19 protein-coding genes are annotated in these 19536 nt (G+C 57.0%); 13 read left to right on the forward strand and 6 right to left on the reverse strand.

The window, feature by feature from the left end:
* Positions 1 to 29: 29 nt before the first annotated feature.
* Both BM395_RS09640 and BM395_RS09645 read left to right on the forward strand, forming a co-directional pair.
* Complete coding sequence (locus BM395_RS09640) at positions 30 to 386, forward strand: PilZ domain-containing protein (protein ID WP_069902181.1); 357 nt, start codon at positions 30 to 32, stop codon at positions 384 to 386.
* Positions 387 to 473: 87 nt separating this feature from the next.
* Positions 474 to 1265 carry a TatD family hydrolase gene (locus BM395_RS09645; protein WP_090511132.1) on the forward strand — a complete coding sequence of 264 codons (792 nt, stop codon included), beginning with the start codon at positions 474 to 476 and terminating at the stop codon, positions 1263 to 1265.
* 217 nt (positions 1266 to 1482) lie between these two features.
* On the opposite strand, the gene BM395_RS09650 is transcribed toward BM395_RS09645, so the two are convergent.
* The gene (locus BM395_RS09650) at positions 1483 to 2616 is read right to left on the reverse strand and encodes an aminotransferase class V-fold PLP-dependent enzyme (protein WP_090511135.1); all 1134 of its coding nucleotides are present in this window, start codon (positions 2614 to 2616) and stop codon (positions 1483 to 1485) included.
* Positions 2617 to 2691: 75 nt separating this feature from the next.
* On the opposite strand from BM395_RS09650, the gene BM395_RS09655 reads away from it, so the two are divergent.
* Both BM395_RS09655 and BM395_RS09660 read left to right on the forward strand, forming a co-directional pair.
* A complete protein-coding gene (locus BM395_RS09655; RefSeq protein ID WP_069902184.1) occupies positions 2692 to 3330 on the forward strand; it encodes a TetR/AcrR family transcriptional regulator in 639 nt (212 codons plus the stop codon).
* A 113-nt stretch (positions 3331 to 3443) separates the two neighbouring features.
* Positions 3444 to 4340 (forward strand): radical SAM protein, encoded by an 897-nt coding sequence (locus tag BM395_RS09660; protein ID WP_090511756.1) that lies wholly within the window; start codon positions 3444 to 3446, stop codon positions 4338 to 4340.
* A 10-nt stretch (positions 4341 to 4350) separates the two neighbouring features.
* On the opposite strand, the gene BM395_RS09665 is transcribed toward BM395_RS09660, so the two are convergent.
* Positions 4351 to 5394, reverse strand: a complete 1044-nt coding sequence (locus tag BM395_RS09665; protein ID WP_090511137.1) for a GGDEF domain-containing protein — start codon at positions 5392 to 5394, stop codon at positions 4351 to 4353.
* A gap of 275 nt (positions 5395 to 5669) precedes the next feature.
* Between BM395_RS09665 and BM395_RS09670 the strand changes: the two genes are divergently transcribed.
* The gene (locus tag BM395_RS09670) at positions 5670 to 6488 is read left to right on the forward strand and encodes a pyrroline-5-carboxylate reductase family protein (RefSeq protein ID WP_090511140.1); all 819 of its coding nucleotides are present in this window, start codon (positions 5670 to 5672) and stop codon (positions 6486 to 6488) included.
* An 18-nt stretch (positions 6489 to 6506) separates the two neighbouring features.
* Here BM395_RS09670 and BM395_RS09675 read toward each other — a convergent pair whose 3' ends face one another.
* Positions 6507 to 6890 (reverse strand): DOPA 4,5-dioxygenase family protein, encoded by a 384-nt coding sequence (locus tag BM395_RS09675; RefSeq protein WP_090511143.1) that lies wholly within the window; start codon positions 6888 to 6890, stop codon positions 6507 to 6509.
* A gap of 180 nt (positions 6891 to 7070) precedes the next feature.
* Here BM395_RS09675 and BM395_RS09680 point away from each other — a divergent pair, with 180 nt between their 5' ends.
* The 5 genes from BM395_RS09680 (at position 7071) to BM395_RS09700 (ending at position 13506) form a co-directional block, all read left to right on the forward strand.
* Positions 7071 to 7667: a nucleotidyltransferase family protein gene (locus tag BM395_RS09680; RefSeq protein WP_244528966.1), complete on the forward strand. Its 597-nt coding sequence runs from the start codon at positions 7071 to 7073 to the stop codon at positions 7665 to 7667.
* Between the two features lie 264 nt (positions 7668 to 7931).
* The gene (locus tag BM395_RS09685) at positions 7932 to 10763 is read left to right on the forward strand and encodes a xanthine dehydrogenase family protein molybdopterin-binding subunit (protein ID WP_090511146.1); all 2832 of its coding nucleotides are present in this window, start codon (positions 7932 to 7934) and stop codon (positions 10761 to 10763) included.
* On the forward strand, positions 10756 to 11295 hold the full coding sequence (locus tag BM395_RS09690; protein ID WP_090511149.1) for a (2Fe-2S)-binding protein: 540 nt from the start codon (positions 10756 to 10758) through the stop codon (positions 11293 to 11295). Before BM395_RS09685 ends, BM395_RS09690 begins: the two co-directional genes overlap by 8 nt.
* Before the next feature lie 2 nt (positions 11296 to 11297).
* Positions 11298 to 12533 carry a c-type cytochrome gene (locus tag BM395_RS09695; protein ID WP_090511153.1) on the forward strand — a complete coding sequence of 412 codons (1236 nt, stop codon included), beginning with the start codon at positions 11298 to 11300 and terminating at the stop codon, positions 12531 to 12533.
* A gap of 1 nt (position 12534) precedes the next feature.
* Positions 12535 to 13506 (forward strand): XdhC family protein, encoded by a 972-nt coding sequence (locus BM395_RS09700; protein WP_090511156.1) that lies wholly within the window; start codon positions 12535 to 12537, stop codon positions 13504 to 13506.
* A 95-nt stretch (positions 13507 to 13601) separates the two neighbouring features.
* Here BM395_RS09700 and BM395_RS09705 read toward each other — a convergent pair whose 3' ends face one another.
* The gene (locus tag BM395_RS09705) at positions 13602 to 14537 is read right to left on the reverse strand and encodes a LysR family transcriptional regulator (protein ID WP_090511159.1); all 936 of its coding nucleotides are present in this window, start codon (positions 14535 to 14537) and stop codon (positions 13602 to 13604) included.
* A gap of 102 nt (positions 14538 to 14639) precedes the next feature.
* Here BM395_RS09705 and BM395_RS09710 point away from each other — a divergent pair, with 102 nt between their 5' ends.
* Together BM395_RS09710 and BM395_RS09715 are read left to right on the forward strand one after the other, a co-directional pair.
* Entirely contained in the window at positions 14640 to 15665 is a 1026-nt protein-coding gene (locus BM395_RS09710) for a zinc-binding alcohol dehydrogenase family protein (protein ID WP_090511162.1), read from the forward strand.
* Positions 15666 to 15740: 75 nt separating this feature from the next.
* Positions 15741 to 16031 carry a putative quinol monooxygenase gene (locus BM395_RS09715; RefSeq protein ID WP_090511165.1) on the forward strand — a complete coding sequence of 97 codons (291 nt, stop codon included), beginning with the start codon at positions 15741 to 15743 and terminating at the stop codon, positions 16029 to 16031.
* An 86-nt stretch (positions 16032 to 16117) separates the two neighbouring features.
* Here BM395_RS09715 and BM395_RS09720 read toward each other — a convergent pair whose 3' ends face one another.
* Both BM395_RS09720 and BM395_RS09725 read right to left on the reverse strand, forming a co-directional pair.
* On the reverse strand, positions 16118 to 16861 hold the full coding sequence (locus BM395_RS09720; protein WP_090511168.1) for a MauE/DoxX family redox-associated membrane protein: 744 nt from the start codon (positions 16859 to 16861) through the stop codon (positions 16118 to 16120).
* A 282-nt stretch (positions 16862 to 17143) separates the two neighbouring features.
* Complete coding sequence (locus BM395_RS09725; protein ID WP_090511171.1) at positions 17144 to 18310, reverse strand: alkane 1-monooxygenase; 1167 nt, start codon at positions 18308 to 18310, stop codon at positions 17144 to 17146.
* Positions 18311 to 18494: 184 nt separating this feature from the next.
* On the opposite strand from BM395_RS09725, the gene BM395_RS09730 reads away from it, so the two are divergent.
* Entirely contained in the window at positions 18495 to 19502 is a 1008-nt protein-coding gene (locus tag BM395_RS09730; protein ID WP_090511174.1) for an AraC family transcriptional regulator, read from the forward strand.
* The last annotated feature ends 34 nt before the right edge of the window (positions 19503 to 19536 follow it).

The raw sequence follows: 19536 nt of genomic DNA on the forward strand, positions 1-19536 counted from the left end.
ACTAAGACATCGCAAATCAGGAATGCAGCATGAGCTTGCCACCTAATCTGGGTCCGCGTAACGGAATCTTGTCACTGACCATCAAAGACAAATCCGTGCTCTATGCCGCTTACATGCCGTTCATCAAAAATGGTGGGTTGTTTATCCCCACCAACAAGACTTACCGCCTTGGCGATGAAGTGTTTATGTTGCTCAACCTCATGGACGAGCCGGAAAAAATCCCGGTCGCCGGCAAGGTGGTATGGATCACGCCCAAGGGCGCACAAGGTAATCGCGCCGCAGGCGTAGGTGTGCAGTTCAATGACGGCGACGACAACGCCCGCAACAAGATAGAAACCTATCTGGCTGGCGCATTGAAATCGGACCGCCCAACGCACACCATGTAACCTTGACCGATAGCGTTACGCTCCACCGCAGGCCGCATTGATTGCGGCCTTTTGCATTGACCCAATTGTTGAAGATTAAGAATTGTTATGTTGATTGACTCGCACTGCCATCTCGACCGCCTGGACCTTGGCGCCCACAACGGCTCGCTGGACGCCGCTCTGGATGCGGCGCGTGCACGTGGCGTCGGCCACTTCCTGTGCATTGGCGTCAGCGCTGATAACGCCGGCGCGGTCAAGCAAATGGCCGAGCGCTACAGCGACGTCGATTGCTCGGTAGGCGTGCATCCGCTTGACCTCGAGCCGGGTGCAGCGCCGGCGATGGACTGGCTGCTGAGTGAGCTTGAGCATCCCAATGTGGTGGCGATTGGCGAAACCGGCCTCGATTATCACTACGAGCCGGAAGCCGCTGAGTTGCAGCAGGCCTCTTTCCGTTTGCATCTGCAGGCGGCGCAAACCACGGGCAAGCCGGTGATCGTGCATACCCGCGGTGCGCGTGCCGACACCCTGACGCTGTTGCGTGAAGCGGCCTTGCCACAAGCCGGCGTGCTGCATTGCTTCACCGAAGACTGGGACATGGCCAAGGCCGCGCTGGATCTGGGCTTCTATATCTCGTTGTCGGGCATTGTCACCTTCCGCAATGCCGAGGCGCTGCGTGAAGTGGCCCGTCAGGTGCCGGCCGATCGCTTGTTGGTCGAGACCGACTCACCGTATCTGGCGCCTGTGCCGCATCGCGGCAAACCCAACCTGCCGGAATACGTGCGTGATGTAGCCGAGTATCTGGCCGTGTTGCGCGGCGTTAGCTACGAGACGCTGGCCGAGCAGACGGGCGCGAACTTCAAGCGCCTGTTCCCGCTGGCCCGGGTCAACCTGCACGGCTGAATCGCAGGCAAAAAAAACCCGGGTTCTGGGGGATGAATCCGGGTTAAGACCATTAGGAGTAAATCAAGATGCGCGGTCCACGGCACCTTGGCTGACAGCACACTTGGGGGGAGATGCGCCGTCAGTACTCATCAGTATTGGCTAAGTTGGGCAATATTCCAGCCCAATAACCCCGGTTTTTAAACGGATTTGGAATACCGGTGCAGCGCTTGAGTTCTCATATTCCGCTCAGCTTGCGCAAAATCCTCAAAGTGTCCTCGATAACTTTTGCCTCGGTGTAGAAGTGCGGGGAGAAGCGAATCCCTTTACCACGCGGGATACACACCACTTGCTCGGCCATGAGCTGCTTGTGCAGGGCATGATTGTCGTGCCCATCAACGGTGAAGTTGATGATCCCGGCGCGTCTTTCAGGCGCCAGCGCGCTGTGCAGCTGCACGCCGGGTATCTCGCTCAGTCCGTCGATAAGCCAATGCACGCGCTGCTCAAGGGCGTTGCCGACCTCAGCCATCGTCACCTCTTCAAGTAGCGACAAACTGGCTTCCAGCGCCATTGTGCCGAGCAAGTTCGGGCTGCCGCATTCAAAGCGCCGTGCGCTGTTAGCGGGTTGCCATTCGGTGCGCTGGTAATCGCCCATGTGTTCGAGCATGTGCCAGCCAAACTCGTGGAGCGTGAGCTGGTCGCGCAAATCACTGCGGCAATAAAACACCCCGAGCCCTTCAGGGCCGAGCATCCACTTGTGGCCGTCGGCCATGGCGAAGGCGCATTGGCAGGCCTGCACATCAAAGGGCAGGGCGCCGATCTGTTGAATCGCGTCTACGCAGAACAGCACGCCGCGCTCTTTGCAGCCCTGGCCGAGGCGCGGCAGATCCAGACGCAAACCGCTGGCAAACTGCACGGCACTCACCGACATCAGACGGGTGCGCGGCCCGCAAGCCTCCAGCAGGTTGGTTTCAGGGTCACCTTGTTGCAGGTTGACCTGAATTATTTCGACGCCTCGCGGGCGCAGGGCTTCCCAGACGATACGATTGGACGGGAATTCTTCATCGCTGATGATGATCTGGTCGCCGGCCTTCCAGTCGAGACCGAAAGCGACGAAAGACAGCGCCTCGGAGGTGTTCTTCACCAATGCGATGTCGTCGGTCGAGGGAGCATTGAGCAACCGGCTCAGGCGCTGGCGCAGTTTATCTTCTACCTGTATCCAGCTTGGGTAATCACGTGCGCCGCGTTGCGCATTCTCCTCGGCGAAGCGTGCAACGGCGCTTACAGCGCGTTTTGGCCAGGGTGCAACTGCCGCGTGATTGAGGTAGCGAAGGTCAAGAAGTTGCGAAAATTCGTCATGAAGTGCGTACATGGTCGGATGATCCGTGCATTTTTGCGTTAGTTAGGCATAATAGCCGGCTTCGATTTTTGACCACTTAGTCCTTTTATGCAGAAAGAACCCCGTAAGGTCCGCGAGTTTCGCCGCCGTGAGCAAGAGATACTCGATACCTCGCTGAAGCTGTTCCTTGAGCAAGGCGAAGACAGTGTAACTGTCGAAATGATCGCCGACGCTGTTGGTATCGGTAAAGGCACGATTTACAAACACTTCAAATCCAAGGCGGAGATCTATCTGCGCCTGATGCTCGACTACGAGCGTGATTTGAATGAGTTGCTGCATTCGGCTGATGTTGACCGCGACAAAGAGGCATTGTCACGTGCCTATTTCGAATTCCGCATGCGCGATCCGCAGCGCTACCGTTTGTTCGACCGCCTCGAAGAGAAGGTGGTGAAGGGCAATCAGGTACCGGAAATGGTCGAACAGCTGCACAAGATTCGTGCGTCCAACTTCGAGCGCTTAACGCTGCTGATCAAGGGCCGTATCGCTGAAGGCAAGCTGGAAGACGTGCCGCCATACTTCCATTACTGTGCTGCCTGGGCACTGGTACACGGCGCGGTTGCGCTGTACCACTCGCCATTCTGGAGCAACGTGCTGGAAGATCAGGAAGGGTTCTTCCAGTTCCTGATGGACATCGGCGTGCGCATGGGCAACAAGCGCAAGCGTGACGGCGACAGCGGCCCGGTCTGACCGGCCAGACCTGAACCGTCGCAATCAAGTCGCGCAGCCCTGCGCGACTGAGCCGCTGGCCCGGCCATTCAACTGCCGGGCGCAGCTTGAATATCACCGCTACGGCCATCGGATTGCTTATGTCTGAATTCCCGATTTCCTACATCGAACCGGTATTTCGCCCACCCAGCGAGGCGCACTCGCTGATCTTGCCGGTCACCAATGGCTGTTCCTGGAACAACTGCACCTTCTGCGAAATGTACACGCAGCCGCAGAAGAAGTTTCGTGCCCGCGATGAGGCGCAAGTTCTCGACGAAATCCGCAAGTCTGGCGAGCAACTGATCGTGCAGCGCGTATTTCTCGCGGACGGCGATGCGATGGTACTGCCGACGCGTCGATTGCTGAATATCCTTAACGCCATTCGCGAGCACATGCCCGAGGTCAATCGGGTGTCGAGTTATTGTTTGCCGCGCAATCTGCGCAAGAAGTCGGTCAGCGAACTCAAGGAATTGGCGGATGCCGGATTGGGCATGGCGTATATCGGCTGTGAGTCTGGCGACGATGAAGTGCTGGCGCGCATCAACAAGGGCGAGACGTATGAGTCGAGCCTGAGTGCGCTTGAGAAGTTGGGCGAGGCGGGCATTACCCGGTCGGTGATGATCCTCAACGGCCTGGGTGGCAGCGTGCTCAGCGAGCAGCACGCGGATAATTCAGCGCGTTTGATGAACGCCGCTCAACCCGAGTTTCTTTCGACCTTGGTGGTCAGTTTCCCGCAGGGCGATGCGCGTCTACGTCGAGGCTTTGAAGACTTCAAACAATTGGATCAAGCGCAATTGTTTGTTGAAATCGAACGCTTGCTGCAAGGGCTGGAGCTTAACAATACGGTATTTCGCAGCGACCATGCCTCGAACTACCTGGTGCTGAAAGGCAACTTAGGCGCCGACAAGCAGCGCCTTCTGGCTCAGGTTCGTGAGGCCATCGAACGACCGCAGCAAGCGCATCTGCGCAAAGAGTGGCAGCGCGGCTTGTAATTCAGCCCAATCAGGCGAGCGTCGTATCGACGCGATTACGCCCGGCTGACTTGCTCGCGTAAAGGGCATGGTCGGCGCGGGCTATGGCGTCGCTGAGCATCTCCTCCGGCTGGTACTGGGTAATGCCGATCGAGAGTGTCACGCGCACCTGCAGCTGATCACTGTCTATCACCAGCTCCTGAATTGCCTGGCGTATACGCTCTGCGCTGGCATTTGCCTGGGCCAGATCGGTTTCCGGCATCACCACCAGAAATTCCTCACCGCCCCAGCGGCCAATGAAATCCTGCTCACGAATCGTGCATTTGAGTCGCTCACTGACGGCTGCAAGTACGCGGTCACCCATGTCGTGCCCGTGCTGATCGTTGACCTGCTTGAAGTGATCGATATCCATCAGCATCAAGGTCAGATTGCTCGGCCGGCGATGCTGGCGCGCCAGCTCTTTCTCGGTCAGGGCAATAACATGCCGGCGATTGAGCAGGCCCGTCAGGGAGTCAGTCGTCGCCATCCGCGCCAGATTCTTGTGCGCGTTGGTCACCGTAATGACGTAAAACAGCGCCAGATAGCTGAACATTAAGAACACTACGGTGAGGTTGAACACATGCACGCCAAGCAGGGCGTTGGTGGAAATCGGTTGCAGCGGCTCGACGTACCACATGATTACGTCCAGCGCGACGTAATAAGCCCACAGGCAGGCTGCAAGTATCCAGGCGCTACGTGCACGCATCGACACGAACAGCGCTGGAATGAACATCAGCAAGTAGTAGTGAAAGCCGCTTTCCCAGCCGACCAGCAAAGTGCCCAGGCAGGCATGAACCAGCACCTCGGTGCGAATCAACATGATCGCCAGGCGATTGCGGCGTTGCTTGAAGGCGCGATAAGCGTAGACATACATCGCCACGCTGATGACGTTTACCCAGGCCAGAATGGGCGAGCCCAGCGCCAGAAAAATAAAGAAGAAGGCCACGTCCACACTGCCGGCCAGCTGGCAGCAACGTATGCAAAGCGCCCAGAACTCGGGGCGGGCGTCTCGTGTATGCGGGTTTTGTGTGTGCATCCCTTGCAGCTGAGCTGCTCCCCAAGTGCCGGTTATAGTTCCGGGTGGTATTTATTTGGTGGCTAATAGCCATTCTCGCAGCGCACCCGAAATGTAGCCAATCGTCAGCGGATTAGCCAACGGTTTGCATTGTTTACGCCTGATAAGTTAATTCGCGGTTACGGCGGTGAGGCGGATGCTCAGAAGCGTGATGCGCCAGTTCATCGCGTGTGCTGTTACCCTGAATCGGGCAAGGGTTTGACCTGAGCCCATCAGCTGCGAAAGGACTGTGTTAAATGACCGGACAGACAATAGGCATCATTGGCGGAGCGGGGTGGTTGGGCCGCTCGATTGCGGCGGCATTGGTTGGCAGTGGATTTGTACAGCCGCAGTCGATGATTCTATCGAGCCGCTCCGGCAAACTCAGAGAGCCGGTTGAGGGCCTTGGCGATGTGCGCATGACTGATGACAACCGGTTTCTGGTCGCGCACAGCGATGTGGTCATCCTGTCGGTCCGGCCAGAAGATTTGGCTTCTGTACACGTTAAAGTGCAGGGCAAATTGCTTATCTCGTTGGTCGCCGGTGTACCGCTTGCGGACATCCAATTACTCACCGGCGGCGCACGTGTGGTGCGTGCAATGCCCAACGCGGCGCTGGAAATCGGCAAGTCTTACACGCCGTGGTTGGCCAATGAGCACGTGGATGCCGTGAGCCGATCCTATGTCCAGCATCTGTTCGCCACCTGCGGCTCCGCAGATGAAGTGGCCGACGAGGCGCAGCTTGATTACCTCACCGCGTTGTCTGGGACTGGGCCAGCGTATCCGGCGCTACTCGGCCAGGCGCTGTATCACGATGCGCTGGCCCATGGCGTGCCTGAACACGTTGCACGGCGCGCGGTTAACGGCGTCGTAGTGCATGCCAGCCAGCTGATCAATCAGGGGCGCAGCTTCGAAGAGTTGCTGGAGACACTGAAGAATTATCGTGGTGTCAGCGCCGCTGGCATCGAGGGAATGCTGGCTGATGGCTTTGAACGCAGTGTGAGTGGCGGCGTCACCCGCGCGTTGGAGGTCGCCCAGTCGAAGTTGTTCGACGTTCACAAACCCCGGCAGGACTGACTCTGAGCGAACCCTGCATCAGAAGCTGTAATGCGACGTTTCTTCTGGCAGCACCGAAAGATCGAGCGGGCGGACAGCGCCCATCCACATGGCGCGATCGCGGTGATCGACAAGGTCGTTGCCGGTAATCGGGTGAATGAACACCACCAGACCCTGACGATTAAGGGCAAGCCAGGGAATGACCTGACCGAATAACTCGGGTTTGAATGCCAGCTGACAGCTCCAGTCGGGATGCGGCCCTACTGGTTTTTGATGAATGCGGCCCATCTTTAAGGGGAACAGGGACGCGGCCTGCTCGCAGAGCTTTTGGGCCAATTCCAGTGTCTCTGCATTGAAGTAGACGTGGGCATGAAAGCCGATGATGCGCGGCGTGTTAGTTGGGCTTTCTGCTGCTGTGGTCACGAAAGCGAAGCTCCTCAAATACAGGTTGGTCGGGCGGTGTTAATACTTTTTTAACGCCTGCGGCGTGGCGCATCGTTAGTATAGAGTCGCATGCAGCTTTAATTGTGCCTGCAAATATCGGGTGTTTGCTTGCAAGCCTGAGCATCCATTTCACGCAAATCAAGTGTCGCTATAGGAGGCGTGAGCAACGTGCAGCACTCACACGTTGGAAAAAGCCGAACGTTAGCAGGGCTGGTTCTCGCGGCTGGTTTTTCGCGCCGTTTTGGCGCGGATAAACGCATCGCTGAATTGAAAAATGGCCAAAAGCTACTGTCAGCAAGTTTGCGCCTGCCGTGTTCACTGCTGCAGGACGTATGGGTGGTTGTGCGTCCGGACGATGATCTTGAACCGTTGCAAATACCTCAGTCCAGTCATGTTGTGCGCAGCGAAAGAACTCGTGACGGGATGGGGCACAGCATTGCCAGCGGGATGCGCACAGTCGAAGAACAGTCGAGCGCAGCTGCTGTGGCAATTTTTCTTGGCGATATGCCGTGGATTAATCCAGAGACGTTGCACACGCTGATTGAGCGGGCATCGGCAGATCAGATTGTGGTGCCGACCTACCGAGGCCAGCCCGGCCATCCGGTTTTATTCGGCCGCAAATTCTGGGCAGAGATGCAGGGGCTAACGGGAGACACCGGCGCCAAAGCGGTAATCCAGACGAATTCACAGGCGGTACAACGGGTTGAGGTGGATGATCACGGAATTCTTGCAGATATCGATTTGCCTCAGGGCTAACGCTCGCATCACGCCCGTCACTCTCCCGTCTGCCGCGGTTTTCACGCGCCGTGAGCCCTCAAAACCGGGCTGTCTGTTGCCGCTCAGGCGGGACTACATGTAACAAAATGTTTGCGATTAATGCAGAAATCTATAACTTAACCCCTAAGTCAGCTTTGTTGAGTCGATAGGCTTGCCGGCCTGCTCGCACATGCCCAGGCAAACTGCGAGGCTGAAAAGTACATACTCAAAACGGCGGAAAGATAACCGCCCAGAGGATAATCAATGTCCAACCGTGATATATCCCGACGCTCGTTTTTGCAGGGCGGGTTGGTGGCTGGCGTGAGCGTTACGCTTATGCCGCTAAGCAATCCGGCCCTTGCTGCCTTGAGAGAAAACAGTGTCACCGTGCCGCCCGAACAATGGCTCGGCAACAATGGCAAAGCCCGCGCGCGCAGTGATGCGATGTCGAAGGTCTGTGGCAGCAAAGTTTTCGCGCGCGACATTCGCGCCAAAGATATGCCCGGCTGGCCCGAACAGCAGGGTCATGCCATGTTGCTGAAAACCACCAAAGCCGACCATCTGTTTGCGGGCATCGACCTGACATTCCTCGGCGCTGAATTGCAGCCTGACCGCACCGTTACCGCCGAAGACTTGAGCAAGGATGGCATCGTCTTTCCTGAAGACCATGCGCCCGATCCGCTGCTTCCCGTTGGCCAGGTGCCGATGTTTATTGGTCATCCGGTAGCGATTCTGATCTGGCATGACTTCGAGCGATTCCGCCAGGCCAAAGCCAAGCTCAAGTTCAATGACAAGGCTATTCGCTATGGCGAAAAAGCAGCGCTTTACACCACCGATCCCTACGGCAGCTTTCGCTATGTTCGCGTAGGTGGTAAGACGTCTGCTGATGAAGATGAGTTTGCCAGCCTCAAGGATTCGATTCTGTTTCCAATGCTGCGCAACCGGCGTCCGGTGTGGAACTCGCAACCTGATCTGCACGGCAACCTGACTGAGCGCGGGCTGTTTTATGCCGAGCGCATGAAGCAGCAGATTGATAGCCCGCCGGATAACTGGCTGGTTTTTGATGAGCGCTACAAGACACCCTCGATAGAACCAGCGGCGCTGGAGCCAGACAACGGCAATGGCTGGTACGACCCCGCCAGCAAAACCTTGCACTTTGTGGTGGCGACGCAATGCCCGCATGAAGCGGCTACCGAAACCGCGAAGATGATCGCGCCGTCGCGATTTAGTCTGGCGCAACTCAATGTTCACCCCGGTTACACCGTGGGTTATGGCTCTAAAGACCACAATATTTTCGTTTATTACGCGGCGCTCGCGGCGTTGTACGGCAACGGTGTGCCGGTGCGGCTGGCGAATGACCGTTACGAGCAGTTCCAAAGCGGAATCAAGCGTCATCCGTTCGATATCCATTACCAACTGGCCGTGGACAAGAACGATCACAGTTTCAAGATTTTCCGTTCCGAGATGACCGTCGATGGCGGCGGGCGTGCGAACTACAGCTCGTCGGTGGCGGCGGTTGGCGCCACGGCAGCGCAGTCGATTTATTACATGCCGCAGAACGATTTGCAGGTCACTGCCTTCCATTCGCGGGGCGTTGAGGCCGGCTCGATGCGTGGCTACGGCACGCTGCAGAGCATGGCGGCGACTGAAATGATGGTCGATGAAATTGCCGGCCGGCTGAATATTGATGCCATCAAGTTGCGCCAGAAAAATGCCATGGTTTCCGGTATGAAGAATACCCAGGGCGCTGTGCCGGCCGGGGCGTTGCGCTTGCATGAAATACTCGACAAGGCGGCAGTCCATCCGGTCTGGAAAAACCGTGATGTGATCAAGCAGGAGCGTGAGGCCGCCGACCCGGACAACTGGTACGGAGTCGGCTTTGCAATCTGCCAGAAGGACTTCGGCACCGGTGCGGAAGCGCCCATGGCGAGTATCGAGTTCACCGCAGACGGCGAAGTCAGCCTGCGTCACATCGGCATCGAAATTGGTACGGGCATGGCCACTTCGCAAGCGCTGGTGGTCGCGGATTTCCTTGGCGTTCCGGCAGCGCATGTGAAAACCGGTGAAACCGAATGGGACGAGCTGCAGCTCACCTCCGGCGGTAACCCTTACACCATGAGCCAAGCTGAGCAGAATGAGTTTTTGCGTAACCCGCGTTGGGTCGGCAAGCTGGCTTCTGCATCCTCGGCGACCAACTCAGCGTATTACTTCAGCCACGCCACCCGCGAAGCCGCGCGGGTCCTGTTCAATCACGGTCTTTGGCCTGCGGCGTTACAGATTTGGCGACAAGGCCCGTATGGCGGTCAGGCCAATCCCTACGTGGTGCGTCGCGAAGATGCGCATTGGGTCGACGGTAAGCTGACGGCCAACGGCATGCAGCCGTTGAGTTTTGAGACGCTGGCCAAGCGTGCCCACGAGCAGGGTTTGGTGACGGGCGCCACCGTACATGGCTTCAACCGCTGGAGTTGGGCTGAGGCTGAGTTCAGCATCGACGGCGTGCGCGAACGCTTGCCGCTCGATAGCCTGGCTGTCAAATACGGTGATGGCGCTGTCAGCGTTAAAAAAGCCCAAATGAACAGCGCTGGCTTCCACTTGCTGGACCGGCAGAACGTGCATTACCCCGATGTTCAGCTAAACAACGCGGCGGTGACTTACTACAGCCCGGTCGCGACGCTGGTTGAATTGAAGGTCAACAAAGGCTCTGCCGAGGTGCAGGTGCTCAATCATCACTCATGGGTTGAGTGCGGCCGGGTATTGGTAGAAGAGTTGGTCCGAGGGCAGCTTGAAGGCGGCATCGCCATGGGCATCGGCCATGCGTTGTTGGAGGAAATGCCCTTGTATGAAGGCGGGCCGGGTGAGGGCGACTGGAATTTCAACCGTTACCGCCTGCCGCTGGCCAAGCATGTGGCGGTGTGGAAGCAGACGGCCGAAATTCTGCCGCCGTTGTCGGCGAGCGATCCGTCCAAGGGCATTGCCGAAGTGGTGATGATCCCGGTGGTCGGCGCAATCGGTAACGCTGTTGCCCATGCAATCGGCAAGCGCGTACGCGATTTGCCAATCTCGCCAGCTCGCATCAAGGAGGCCCTCAATGGCTAAGCATCCGCTGCAAATGACAATCAACGGCAAGCCCGTCGACGCGGTGGACATCCCTGATGACCTGCCGATGATTGATTACCTTCACGAATACAACAACCTTACCGGCTCACGCCTCGGCTGTGGTCAGGGCATCTGCCATGCCTGCGTGGTGATCGTTGATAATCCGGACGGTACCAGCGAAGAAGTGCGCACCTGTATTACCGGCGCGCATTATTTCGCGGGTAAAAAAATTCGCACGATTGAGGGCCACGCCAAGCGCGATGAACAAGGTGTGGTCACCGAGTTGAATCCCATCCAGCTACGCTTTGTTGATGAGTTTGCGTTCCAGTGCAGTTACTGCGCGCCGGGCTTTGTTAACGCGGCAACCGTATTGGTCGAAAAACTTCAACGCCAACCCGTTGCCAAAAGTCAGTTGGAACAGGTCATTGAAGACAGCCTGGGCCATCACATTTGCCGTTGCACCGGCTACGTGCGCTATTACAGCGCCACCCGCAATGTGTTGTCCGATCTCGGCCTGGTCAAGGAGGGTTAAGCATGAAGCATTTACTGACCCGCATCACCTTGGCGGTTGGCTTGGCTGCGCCGTTGTTGCAGGCGCAGGCGGATGATCAGGTCGAGCGCGGTGAGTACCTGACCCGGGCGGCTGACTGCATGGCGTGTCACACCGCGCCGGGCGGTGCACCATTCGCGGGTGGGCTGGCGATTGAGTCGCCATTCGGCATTATTTATGGCACCAACATCACCCAAAGCAAAGAACATGGAATCGGGCTGTATACCGATGATGAGTTCTTTGCCGCGCTCACCGAAGGCAAGCGGCGTGACGGCGCCAATCTTTATCCGGCAATGCCGTACACCTCGTATCACCTGATGCCGCGTGAAGACTCCGACGCGATTCACGCCTACCTTAAAACCGTCGCGCCGATCGAGCGTGACGCTCCCGAAACCAGCCTGAGCTTTCCGTTTAATGTGCGCTTGGGGTTAACCGCCTGGAACCTGATGTACGCCGACGATCTTCAGCTAAAGCCCGCCGAGGATAAAAGCGAGGCCTGGCAGCGTGGGCAATACATGGTTGAGGTGATGGGGCATTGCGGCGAATGCCATACCCCGCGCAGTGCAACCGGCGCAATGGAAGTCGATAAGCACTTAAGCGGCGGCCTGCTCAATGGTTATCTGTCACCCAGCTTGCTGGCTGATGATCTGGCGAACCGTGGCTGGAATCATCAGGATCTGAGCACGTTCCTCAAGCACGGCATGAGCTCCCAGGGCACGATGTTCAATGAGATGTATCCGGTGTTTCACAACAGCACTCAGTTCCTTGACGATAAAGACCTGGCGGCAATGGCGACTTATCTGCTGGGCGACACACCGCCAGCGGCTAAAGTCGTCGAAACACGGACTCTGGATGATTTGAATGACAGTGCCAAACGCGGCCATCAGCAATACCTCAATGTATGCGCCGGTTGTCACGCGCCTGAGGGTGAAGGCAAACCGCACATCGCGGTCGCCATGCGCGGCAACACCACCGTGCGCCTGGATGATCCGCGCAACTTACTGCGGGTGATTGAAGACGGTATTGATGAGCAGCAGTTCTCCGGGTTTGAGCGTATGCAGCCGATGCCGGGCTTCGCCGATAAGCTCGACCAGACGCAGCTGACCGACCTGCTCAATTACCTGCGCCAACGCTGGGGCGGGCAGACCGGCGAGCTTGCGGTCAGCGATGTGCAAAAGCTGCAAGCCGATAAGTCTGATACGCATAGCAAGGCTGACTGACGTGCAGCATCTTGACTTACAAGTTGTACGCCGAGCGCTGGAATGGTCACAGGCCGGCCAGCCAATCTGGTTGTGTACGGTACTCGCCACATACGGTTCGGCGCCCCGTGCGCCGGGCTCGTTGTTGGTGGTGAACGCGCAAGGCCAATGGTTGGGATCTTTGTCGGGCGGCTGTGTTGAAGAGGCATTTCTTGAACAAGTGGCGCAGGGCGAGTTTGCCCGGCCAGTGACCATCGTCCGTTATGGCGAAGGCGACGATGCACAGGCGCGGGTAAGCCTGCCGTGTGGCGGCGTGCTTGATGTGCTGGTCGAGCATATGCAACCCGGTTGCGAGGTGCAGGCGCATTTGCAGCAGATGGTGTCTGCTTTGCGCGGGCAACAGCGGCTCATTCGTGAGGTTGATCTGAGCAGTGGTGCGCGCAGTCTGTTTGCCGACCGCGAACAAGGTTTGCGCATTGAGCGTGAAATCGACCGGGTACGTGTGCGGGTGGGAGCGGCGCAACGCTTGCTGTTGGCGGGTTACTCCAGTGTTTCTCAGGTGTGCGCCGAGTTTGCGGTGGGCCTTGGATTCGAGGTGATCTTGTGTGACCCACGTGAGGAAGTGATCGCGGACGTGGTGTTGGAAAACGTAGAGATACGCCGGCAACTGCCTTCGCAGTTTATCGCCGAGGGAGGGTGTCATTGTGATACCGCCGTTGTGGCGTTAACTCATGATCCGCGCATTGATGATTTAGCGATGATCGAAGCCGTACGCACCGACGCATTTTATATCGGCGTGATGGGCTCACTGCAGACCTCGCAAAAGCGCCTTGAACGATTGAGCCGTGTGGGCGGTTTGACTGACGCCGAGCTTGCCCGTATTCATGCGCCGATCGGGCTGAATATCGGCAGCCGAACGCCGGCTGAAATAGCCTTGGCGGTACTCGCCGATATTGTTCGGGTTCGCAGCGGCGTCAGCCGCGACCAACTGTAATCCACATTGCAATTGCCGCTGTCGCAAAGCGCTGGCCGGGTGGGCGCTTGTGCAGACAATCGTCCGCAGCGCCCAGTTAATCGACCGCTGCCACCTCAGTCGAGGGCGCTGGGCGCGAGGATGCCGCGGTTGACTAACTGGCCCAATACCTCAGCCGTTTTCTCCTTGAGCAGGTCGCGCAACAGGCGTGCGGCCGGCGTTATGGACTGACGGCTGGGGAAAATCAGCCACAGCTCAGTGGGCGCGCATTGGTACTCATCCAGCACACTGACGACATTGCCGGCGAGCAAGTCGCGTGACATGTCCAGACTTGATTTGGCGGCGATGCCTTTCCCCGCGACGCACCAGCGCCTGACCAAGTCGGTGTCATTCGAGGCATGGCGCCCGCTCATCTTGACCTTGAAGCTGCCGGCGCCCTGGGAAAAATTCCAGACGTTATGCAGGGTGTCCTGCAGTTGGTAAAACAGGCCTTGATGCGACGCTAGATCATGCGGGTGCTCGGGTGTGCCGTGTTGCTCCAGATAGCTAGGCGCGGCACAGACAACGCGCGGCACATTACAGATCTTAAAGCCATAAACATTGGCGTCTTTAGGCGAGCCATAACGCAGGGCCAGATCTATCGGGTCGCGATAGAAATCCAGATTTCGATCACTGATATTCAGGCTGAGACTGACGTTGGGGTGCGCCTGCATAAACTCATCCAGCCAGGGCACCACAATATTACGGCCCAGATCGGAAGGCAGAGCGATGCGCAACTCACCGTCGACCACATCCAGATCGCTCTTCATGTTCTGCTTGGCGTGCTCAAGCATGAGCAGCGCTTGTTCGCATTGCGGGATATAACGTTCCCCCGCGCTCGATAACCTCAGCTTGCGTGTCGTGCGGATAAACAACTCGGTGCCCAGCGCGGCCTCAACGCGTTTTATCGCGACACTGGCGGTGGCCGTGCTCATATCCAAGTGTGCAGCGGCCGCGGTGATATTGCGAAACTCGGCGACTTTGAGGATGACGTGCAGGTCTTCAATGAGCATATAGTCAAAAATCTATTGATAATTAATCAATTATTACTCCGTATATCTCAGGTAAATCAAGGCCTATTCTAGGTGCCATCAACTGAATGACTGGAGTCACCCATGAAAGCTATTGGTTACAGCAAGTCACTGCCTATTACCGATTCTGCTGCACTGATCGATATTGAACTGCCGCAACCTGTGGCCAGCGGCCGCGATCTGCTGGTGAAGATCAAGGCGATAGCGGTAAACCCGGTGGACACTAAAGTGCGCTTGCGAGCTGCGCCCAAGGACGGCGAATACAAAGTGTTGGGCTGGGATGCGGTCGGTGAAGTCGTGGCGGTCGGCGAAGCGGTCACGTTGTTCAAGCCGGGTGATGCGGTGTACTACGCCGGCGACCTGACGCGTTCGGGCAGCAATGCTGAATATCAATTGGTGGATGAGCGCATCGTCGGCCATAAGCCCAAGCGTCTGAGTGACAGTGAGGCGGCGGCATTGCCGCTGACGACGATCACCGCGTGGGAGTTGTTGTTCGAACACCTGCAAATCAAACAAATATCTGACAATGTAGCCGCGCCGTCGGATGAGGTGATTCTGGTGGTCGGCGCAGCCGGCGGGGTCGGTTCAATCCTGCTGCAATTGGCACGCACCTTAACCGGCGCAACGATCATCGCCACAGCCTCGCGGGAAAGCTCGCAAGCCTGGGTTAAAAAGCTCGGCGCGCATCATGTGGTCAATCACACGCAGCCGCTGGCTCCGCAAGTTGAGGCGCTGGGTATTGGTCAGGTAACCCATGTTGCCAGCCTGAATGATTCGGCGGCGTACTTGGACAGCTACATCGAAATGCTCAAGCCTTTTGGCCGGATCGCTTTGATTGATGATCCTGAAGAATTGGACGCAACCAAAATTAAGCCGAAAAGCCTGTCTCTGCACTTCGAGTTCATGTTCGCCCGCTCCATGCATAACGCCAACGATATGCACGAGCAGGGTCGGCTGCTTGATCTGGTGGCTGATTTGATTGATCAAGAACGCATTGCCACCACGGTCGGCAAGCATTTAGGGCCAATCAATGCCGCGAACTTGCGCGCCGCCCATGCCGAACTGGAAGCGGGCCGCTCGATTGGCAAGATTGTATTGGAAGGTTTCTAGCGCCCCGACTGGGTCGCTGTATCACACGCGCTGTTTAACCGCAGCGCATCACTCAATGTTCAAAGGGATTTGAAAATGACTGTACTCACTCTTGTTGCCAACATCAAAGCCATCCCTGGCCACGCAGACCTGGTTAAAGCCGAACTGTTGAAGCTGATTGACAGTACCCGAGCGGAAGAGGGCTGCATTAATTACGACTTGCACGTGAATAATGAAAACCCCAACCACTTCGTTTTCCATGAAACGTGGCAAACCCGTGAGTTGTGGCAGAACCACATGAGTGCACCGCACATGATTGCCTATGGCGATGCGGTTGCAGGGGCTGTCGAGTCGTGGACGCTTGATGAACTGACGCTCATCGCTTGAATGAGCCAAGCGCAGCGTTGTTGCATCGCGCTGCGTTTAAGCCGTTTGCATTGAGCGGCCGATCATCAGGCATCGGCCATCATTGCTCAGTATGCGACCAACATCCAAATTGCCATGCCGACCATCATCAGGTTCTCGGTCAAGGAAATAAATCCTAGCGGCACGTTACTGTCGCCACCTACGCAGGCACACTTGAGGTCACGCTTTTCTATGTAAACAGCCTTGTAAACCGAGTAGGCGCCTATGCTGCCGATGAACAGGGCCAGTGGCGCGGCAAACCAGATCAGCGCTCCGGAAATCATCAGCACCCCGGCAATCAACTCGGCAAAAGGATACGCATAGGCATAGCGCACGACTTTTTGCGCGAGCAAGTCGTAGCCTAAAAACATGTTGGTGAAGCTCTCTAAATCGCGCAATTTCAGCGATGCCAACATGCACATGCTGATTGCGATAAACCATTCAATTGTGCGCACCGTCCAAATACTGCCCAAGGTCGCCCACGTTGAAGCCATCGCGATCAGTGCTGCCGTTGCAAATACCGCGATAACCGGCTGGTAGGTCACTGCATCCGGGTCTTTGGCCGGTTTACCCAAGTAGCTTTTCAGCTCATCCAGCCCGCCGATCCGTTCACCGCCAATGAAGATTTGCGGGGTTGTTTCGACCGCATGTTGTTGCTTGAACTCATCGGTTTCTTCGCGCGTACGCAGCCACTTATCAACCACGTTGTAGCCTTCGCGCTTGAGTAGATCGAGCGCTTTTAAACCAAACGGGCAGATGTGTTCGGGCATGACCATGCGATAAATTCGTGCCTGTTTTTTAATGTCACTCACGTTATCTCCTCACGCTGTCAGATGGCTTATCGAAAAAAATCGATTGCTGTATGACGAGGCCGAACCGGCGTGCCATTAATGGCCAGATGCCAACCTCCCTTAAGTTTCTGAGGGCCTTGATAATTGAAAGTTCAGGTGATTTCTGGCCGTGAGAAGAGCAAACGCTGGTGCGCCCAAGCGCAGGCGAAGGCTTGAGCATCTGATTGTTGCAGAGGCAAGCTGCAATGGTTAGAGCGACTTGTGGCTTGGGTTGGCATGGACGCCAACCCAAGCAGTTTGGGCTTAAGCCGTCGCCTTCTGCAGCGCGGGCTGTGAGCTGCTGGCGTTCGCCTGACGGGCCAATTCACGCTCCTCGGCGTTAGCATAGTCGCGGTCCCAGGCCAGTAATTTTGGCGCCATCAGCTTGTGCCACAACGGTGGGCACATGGCGATGACAATGGTGGTCAGGTAGCCACCGAGCATCATCGGCGCATCCGGAAATGGCCGCAGATCCTGATACGGGGTGATGGCTTTGGCGTGATGGTGCGAGTGGCGGGTCAGGTTAAACATGGTCCAGGAACTGAGCCGTTTATTGGTGTTCCATGAGTGACGCGGCTGCACCTGCGTGGCGGGGTTACGAACGATGCCGTAATGCTCCATGTAGTTCACAATCTCCAACAGCGCTTTACCCCACAAAGCGCAGGCGATGAAGAACAACATGCCCGCAATGCCGCCGATGGCAAAAGCCAGAATCACCAGCAACACGCTCATCAGGTGCCCGCGGATAACCCGGTTGTGCCAGCTGAATACAGGCTTTCCTTTTCGAGCGAGTTGCTTCTTCTCAATTTCCCAAGCGCTGAGGTTGCCATCAATCGTTGATTTAACGATGTGCGTGTACACGTTGCGCCCGCGCGGGGCAGTGGCCGGGTCCTTCGGCGTGGCCACGTAACGGTGATGACCGTAGACATGCTCGATTGAGAACACCGTGTCAAAACTGAAGGCCAATAGGCAGCGACCGATAAACAGAGAGATCGGGTCCCATGTCCGGTGAATCAGCTCATGTGCGGTGATGGTGCCGAGCATGCCAATCATCAGGCCGGTCAGTATCCAGGCGGAAAAGTGATGGCCAATGGACGTCCTTTCGCGGGCGGCCAACAGGTCAACTCCGCTGAGTTGGCTGAGGGCGGCGCCGAAGCCTGCAAAGTCAGTCGTGCTGACGCTCCACACCGCAGCAAACACCAACAGCACCAATAACGGTAATGCCAGCCATAAATGCGTGGTGAGTATCCACGGATGGTTGAGCGTTGGTGTGCTGGTGTCGTCACCGCCCACGGCGTCGCCAACCAGATAAACGCTGACAATCGTGATCAACGCCAGCGTTATCCACGCGCCGCCCGCGAAGATAGCGACAATGGCGAATAAACCAACCAAATGGAACAGGAAGAACTTGAGGTAGTGCAGAGCGTTCATGGTCGTCTCTTTATCATTATGGGCACGTATTGTTTATGGGCGTTTGTAGCGTTCGCGCACGAGCGCGAGAGGCAGGCCCATGGTCGATAGGCTAGGCCGTGTGCGTGACTGGCGTGAGGTTAAGGATTGACATTCATGGGGTCATTAATTGACATTGTGGCTTCGTGCCAGCCAGTGAAATGCTATGTCCGACTTCATGCTTCCTGCGCTTTACCTGCGTCAGATCGGCGAAATACTCGACGCGATGGGCAAGCCCTCAGATGTCTGGCTGCAGCGCTGTGGAGTAGACGCGCAGCAGCTTGATGCGGCTGATTTTCACCCGAGTTATGAGTTGTTCTGCCGGTTGGTTGAAGAGGCCCTGCAGGTGTCTGCAGAACCAGCCTTGGGCTTGCTGCTCGGCGAGCGTCTGCTGGTTAACAGTCATGGCATCCTCGGTTTCGCCGCCCTGCAAAGCGCCACGTTGCGCCAGGCCATTGAGTTGCTGGAGCGCTATCTTGGATTGCGCACCAGCCTTGTTCGGCTTGAGCACATAACCGATGTGGCGTTGCAGCAAGAGCAGATACAGCTGGTTCCTTGTTACCCGTTGGGGTCGATCCAGACCAGTGTGTTTGAGGCGGTGATGCTGTCGATCAAAAACGTGCTCGATGCGGCGACTCAAGGCGCTGTCCGTGCAGAGCGAGTCAGCTTTCCCTGCGCTGCACCGCGCTACGCGCCACTGGCTGCTGAAATATTCGGCTGCCCTGTGGCTTATGCTCAGCCTTGGGCCGGGTTTACCTTCAGCTCTGCTCAGCTGGATCAGCCCTTGCGCATGGCCGATCCCGAAGCGCTCAAGCAAGCAGAGCTGATTTGCCAGCGTGAGTTGAGCAAGCACCGCGAAACTGCGGCAGTGAGTTCACGTGTCCGTCGGCTCTTGCTCGAACGGCAGCAGAACTTTCCCAGCCTCAATGCCATCGCTCGATTGCTCTTGCTCACCCCGCGCACATTACATCGGCATTTACGCGAGGAAGGCACCTCGTACAAGCAAATCCTTCAGGAAGTACGCCACACGCTGGCTCTGGAACAACTCAAGGCAGGGCGCCTTAGCGTTGAACAGATTGCCTATTCCCTCGGCTATAACGACGTCGCCAATTTCAGACGCGCCTTCAAACGGTGGGAAGGCGTGCCGCCGTCGTGTTTTAAAGGCGATGTTTGAGCGGGTAGGTGTGTGCTGGGCAAGTGCACAGGTC

Origin of the sequence: Pseudomonas marincola (assembly GCF_900116605.1) — a bacterium.
Classification (GTDB): Bacteria; Pseudomonadota; Gammaproteobacteria; order Pseudomonadales; family Pseudomonadaceae; genus Aquipseudomonas; species Aquipseudomonas marincola.